The following is a 5,185-nucleotide window of genomic DNA, read 5'->3' as shown; positions in this document are numbered from 1 at the left end:
CAACACGGTCATCATGGACACCATCATCACCAAGGTCAACACGGCCATCATGGACATCATCATCAAGGCCAACACGGTCACCATGGACACCACCATCATCAAGGTCAACACGGCCACCATGGTCATCAACAACAAGTACATCACCACGGTCACCACCACATTCATCCGCAAGCTGTTCTTTATCAAATGCACCAAGGCCAACAAGGTCAGCACGGCCACCATGGTCAGCACGGCCATCAAGGTCACCACGGTCATCAAGGTCAGCACGGCCAACACGGTCAACAGCACCAACAATACCAACAGTATCAACAACAATCTTCTCCTTGGACAGGAGGAATTGGAGCAGGAGCAGCGGCAGGAGCGGCTAGCATTAGTGGAGCAGCAGGGCACGCTGGACACGTGGGTCATTAATGAATTCCAGAAAAAAAGACATAATAAAAAACTGCTAGGAAATTCTAGCAGTTTTTTTCAGCTTCTTGGCGCTGACGTTCGATTTCAGCACGAAGTTGTGATTCTGGTGCTTGCCAGCCTTCTGGTTTTAGAATTTTGCCGTCGCCTTCACGGAATCGAGGTTTTCCATCAGGGAATAGTTTTGCCATGTTTGCGTTATTTACAATTTCGAATCCTTTATCAGGACGTACACCCATTTCGGCAAACGTTCCGAATGCAAAGTAAATAAGGTCAATTAGTGCATCATATTGATCTTCAACAGTCGTTGCTTCCAGAAATTCTTCTAGCTCTTCTTGCATAAAACTTGCACGGATTTTTGCACGTTCTTCTGTTAGTTTTGTTGGAGTATTTGTCACAGGGTGTCCGAACTCTTTATGCATTTTTGCAACAAGTTCGTATCCTTTATCTAGACCTTTTTCGTTTGTCATGTTGTTTCATCCTTTCTCGCTTTGTCCGAATTTCATTGTAACATAGGGTGATTATGAAATGAAAAGGGACTGTTCAAAAGTTTCATCTTTTAGTTAAGATAGGGAAAGATTATATTGACTAAACGACAAAACATAAACCAATTAATAAAAGAAAGCCATCCCGGAATACTTTTGGGACGGCCCTGCTCGTTATTTTTCTTCTTTTATTAAAATGGATAAAATAAGGTCGATGCCAAACATACCGACGAGCAACATTGGTATAACGACAAGTAAATAACGTGTGAAGGAAACATTTTTTAAATATGTATGAGCAAATAAAAAGACGGTGAGAAATAAAATACCATTTAAAATAGGCTTTACTAATTTTTTAGACATAAGCTCCCCCATAAATATCTTCTCTCTATTTGATAATAAAAAACTCCTCTCTCCGTTGTATCATGCTGGAGAGAGGAGTTCAATCATTTCTCATTCAATTACACCAGAATTTGTAATATCTACGGTGTATTTTATAGTAACTGGAACATCTTTGTACATTTGTTTCCACTTTTCTAATTTAAATGGGCGATAATGTTGCTTATATTTAGCTCCTAGCCCGAGAGGATCTACATCTAAAGATTTAAACTGCTTAATTAATTTCTTACCTTGTGTCTCCAATTGTTTTTGAACGACCTTCTCAATCTTTTTTGTGTTCTTAGCATTCTCTAAGTTAATTTGTTTCGATACTTCTTGAATACGGGCATCAAGCTTCACATGAATGGAAAAGGAGGGCTTTCCGTTTTTTATTTTTATATCGTATGTTGGAACAGAACGAATATTGTTAATCATTACGTACCCAGGATCTGCTTTAAATTCATGTGAATCTAACTTATGCTCTTCTAACAGTCCTTTAAATATAAACATATCTGTTTCCGCGATTTTACCAACGTATTTATCCTTTTTAAAAAGACCAATTCCCGTGATTTTTATTTTATCACCATGTTTCTTTAAAATTGGAATATAGTAGTCTTGCCCTACTTGATAATAACGGAATGCTCCTACATGCAGATTATCTGTTGGTAAAGGACCGGTCTCCATATTATGTTCTAGCATTTTTTTTATATAAATCGCAACGTTGGATGAAGTCGTGTATTTTCCTTTTAAAAGTTCAGTACCATTACCTTCAAGTAAAGCAACATATAAGGCATTACCAATGTTTACATCGCGAATTAATGTATCGAAGGAAGCAACCATTCCTTTCTTAGCGATTCGGGTGGTAAATAGAGCAACCCGCATTTGCCCACTAGCAAATGGTTGAGAAGACTCTAAAGATGTGTCAGCTTTTACTTGTTTTACCGCATTTGCTGTTCCTTCAAAAACTTGAACTTTGTTCCCTTTTTGCTGAATAGGACAAACAAATGTTACCTTTATTTTATTATCTTTTGCTACATCGAAGACAGTTCCTTGGATAAGGTGTACGTCATCAATAATATTTTTTTGTAAACATCCAGTTAGACTAAAGAGTGTTATACAAGAGATAAGTATTAATTTATTTTTGATTTTTTCCATTTTCTTTTCACCCACACAATAATAAATAGAATTGGGATGTATACATAAATGAGCCAAAAGCTTCCTTTTGATGCATTACTAATAAAATTATTAATATCGTGTCTGTTTGTTAAAAGTTGTGAAACAATGAGGGTGATAATGATAAAAGCGATTAAAACACCTCTTTGTTTTACACGGAATATTTCGTGAGTTGCTCTCATTGACGCCCATAAAGGGAGGATAAAACTTGAAATAATAACGAGTGCATAGCCTGAGATTGCAATATATTCTAATCTTTCTATAAATGGTAATTGAATAACTTGGGTCATAGAAAGTTGGGCCCATATCGTTTTTAATAATTGTTTTTCACTAAAAAACGAAAAGGCTAAAAGGGTGCTAAATAAATATAGAAGGTTTGAGAATAGTGCCCCATATTGAGCAAATTTATGAGATTGTTTAGGGTTTTTCACAAATGGATAAACCATGAGGTAAATCTCAAAACCAGTCATACTGTAGATTGACAGTTGAGCGGATTTTAAAATATCTGAAAAAGAATGTGTGAAAATGGGTAATAAATTCTCCCAATGTGAGTATTTCAAAACGAATAAGCTTAGAAATAAATACCCTAGTGTACCACCAACAGAGATGACGCAAATGCCAGTAATGACACGAAATCCAGAAGAAATGATGTAATAGCTAACTAGGCACAAAAAAAGTGTTAACATAAAGGTGGAGGCAGTTGGGAACATCCATACTTGAATAATTTCAACATACGTTCGAATAACCGAAATACTGACGATTAAAAAATAAGCTGCAAAGATGATATTAAAGACGTTCCCTATCCACTTTCCAAAGGTTTGTCGTTGTAAATCAATTAAATTTCCGTTTGTTTCTTTTAATAAAAAATACATCATCCATATAAGAATCTGGATACAGATTCCTGTGATTAGAACGCCTATCCATCCGTCGTATCCAGCGGCTTTTGCGGTGATTCGAGCGAATCCGAGAACGCCAGCACCAAACTGTGCACCGTGAATTAAGAAGAAAACAAAGATAGGAGATATTTGATATTTTTCTTGAACTTTACTCATCAATGCACCTCATTCCTTAATCATCAAAGTCTGATCTATGTTTTGTTGAAATTCCTTTTGCTGATTTTTTTACATGTTGTGGCCTCGCTTGTACATCCCTTGTATCAATCATTGTTAAGGGAAAACGAATCCAAGAATCTTTAACAGATTGTTGTCTTGTTGGATAAAACAAAGCGTATGGCTTACGTAAGGAAGTAAGTCTAAATAGATGAGTAAATAAAAAGATAAATCCAAGAGAAATCCCGAAAAGTCCTCCTATTTCTGCAAATATGAGAAACGGAAAGCGTAGTAACCGAACAGCGTTCCCCATTTTATAAATAGGTGTAATAAAGGAAGCAAGTGCTGATAAGGCAACGATAATTAATAAAATATTACTCGTTAAACCAGCTTGTACAGATGCTTGCCCAATTACGATACCGCCTACAATACCAAGTGTTTGACCGACCTTCATTGGTAACCTTGCACCAGCTTCTCTTAACAAATCGATAACTAATTCCAAAAAAAGTGCTTCAATTAGAGGTGGGAATGGGACTTGCGCTCTAGATAAAATTAATGTTTCCAGCAAATCACTTGGAATGAGTTCATAATGATAATTTAAAACAGCAACATATAATGGAGCTGCACAAATTGAGAAAAGAACAGCGATAAGGCGTAAAACTCTTGAAAATGTTGCATATAGCCAAGAGACATTATAATCTTCTGGTGAAATAAAGAAATCGAAATATGATACAGGAGTTAATAGAACGTTCGGTGAACCGTCGACAAAGATAGCGATTTTTCCATCAATTAGTGCTTTTGTAACTCTATCATTGCGTTCTGTATTGATATAGAGTGGGAAAATTGATTTTTCACCCGTTAATTCTTGTAAGTAAGCACTATCATTAATTTGATCATATTCAAGAGCACGTAATGATTCCTCTAGAAACTCTACATTCTCTTTTTCAGCAAGATTATCTAAATACATCATGACAACCTTTGTTTTTGAAAATTCGCCGACAATTATTTCTTTTGTTTGTAAATCTAAAACAGGAAGACGTTTTCGAACTAAATTAATATTTGTATCAATATCCTCTACAAAACCTTCTTGAGGACCGATAACAGTCGATTCGTTTAAAGGAGGGCTTGGTGCCCGATACGTATCAATTGCAATGTTTGCAAGCAGACACTTTTGATTTTGCTGATTCAATTGAATAATTGCATGCCCCTTTAAAACCATATCCTCAATTTTTTGTAGGTCATTCGTAATTGTAATCCCGCTCATCGGAATATGTTCTTTTAGTTCTTCTAGTGAAGCGTTAGGTCGTTCTAAAAGAGTAGGCATTAAGTACTTTTGTAATTTCTCTCCATCAAGCGAAGGTCGATAGTAAGAAATCCAATAAGGCATCGTTTCATCGTCAGATGTATGGTAATTAACAAAATCACTAGACTTTTTGAGCTTTTCTATTAAATCTTGTAGAGAATGAATACGGTCTTTTTCTGGTTTTGTAAAATCATAAATACTATTACTTCCAGAGCTTTGCTGTTTATCTTGATTCGAATCATCTTGTTTAGAGCGTTGCTGTTTATCCTGAGCTGAGTCGTTTTGCTTAGAATCTTGCTGTTTATCCTGGTTGGATTCATCTTGTTTCAAACTTTGTTGTTTATCCTGAATTGATTCGTCTTGTTTAGAGCTTTGTTGTTTATCCTGATTCG

Annotated in this window: 5 protein-coding genes and 1 pseudogene; 1 reads left to right on the top strand and 5 read right to left on the bottom strand. The window is 35.9% G+C overall.

All coding sequences use genetic code 11. The features are described from left to right. A pseudogene (locus BAQ53_RS26680) lies at positions 1-411 on the top strand (hypothetical protein); the annotation flags it as partial. A 44-nt stretch (positions 412-455) separates the two neighbouring features. On the opposite strand, the gene BAQ53_RS22455 reads toward BAQ53_RS26680, so the two are convergent. From BAQ53_RS22455 to BAQ53_RS22435, 5 genes are all read right to left on the bottom strand, one after another. Next, positions 456-878, bottom strand: a complete 423-nt coding sequence (locus tag BAQ53_RS22455) for a pyrophosphohydrolase domain-containing protein (RefSeq protein ID WP_208906259.1) — start codon at positions 876-878, stop codon at positions 456-458. 189 nt (positions 879-1,067) lie between these two features. Next, positions 1,068-1,253 (bottom strand): hypothetical protein, encoded by a 186-nt coding sequence (locus tag BAQ53_RS22450; protein ID WP_000038786.1) that lies wholly within the window; start codon positions 1,251-1,253, stop codon positions 1,068-1,070. 90 nt (positions 1,254-1,343) lie between these two features. After that, the gene (locus tag BAQ53_RS22445) at positions 1,344-2,423 is read right to left on the bottom strand and encodes a Ger(x)C family spore germination protein (RefSeq protein WP_000411351.1); all 1,080 of its coding nucleotides are present in this window, start codon (positions 2,421-2,423) and stop codon (positions 1,344-1,346) included. After that, entirely contained in the window at positions 2,399-3,493 is a 1,095-nt protein-coding gene (locus BAQ53_RS22440; protein WP_000049066.1) for a spore germination protein, read from the bottom strand. Before BAQ53_RS22440 ends, BAQ53_RS22445 begins: the two co-directional genes overlap by 25 nt. A 16-nt stretch (positions 3,494-3,509) precedes the next feature. Further along, positions 3,510-5,185: spore germination protein (locus BAQ53_RS22435; RefSeq protein ID WP_244161462.1), on the bottom strand; the 1,676-nt coding region annotated here is incomplete at its 5' end.

It is taken from the genome of Bacillus sp. B25(2016b) (assembly GCF_001679765.1).
GTDB classification, from domain to species: Bacteria; Bacillota; Bacilli; order Bacillales; family Bacillaceae_G; genus Bacillus_A; species Bacillus_A thuringiensis_K.
This window is presented reverse-complemented; position numbering and strand designations above follow the sequence as displayed.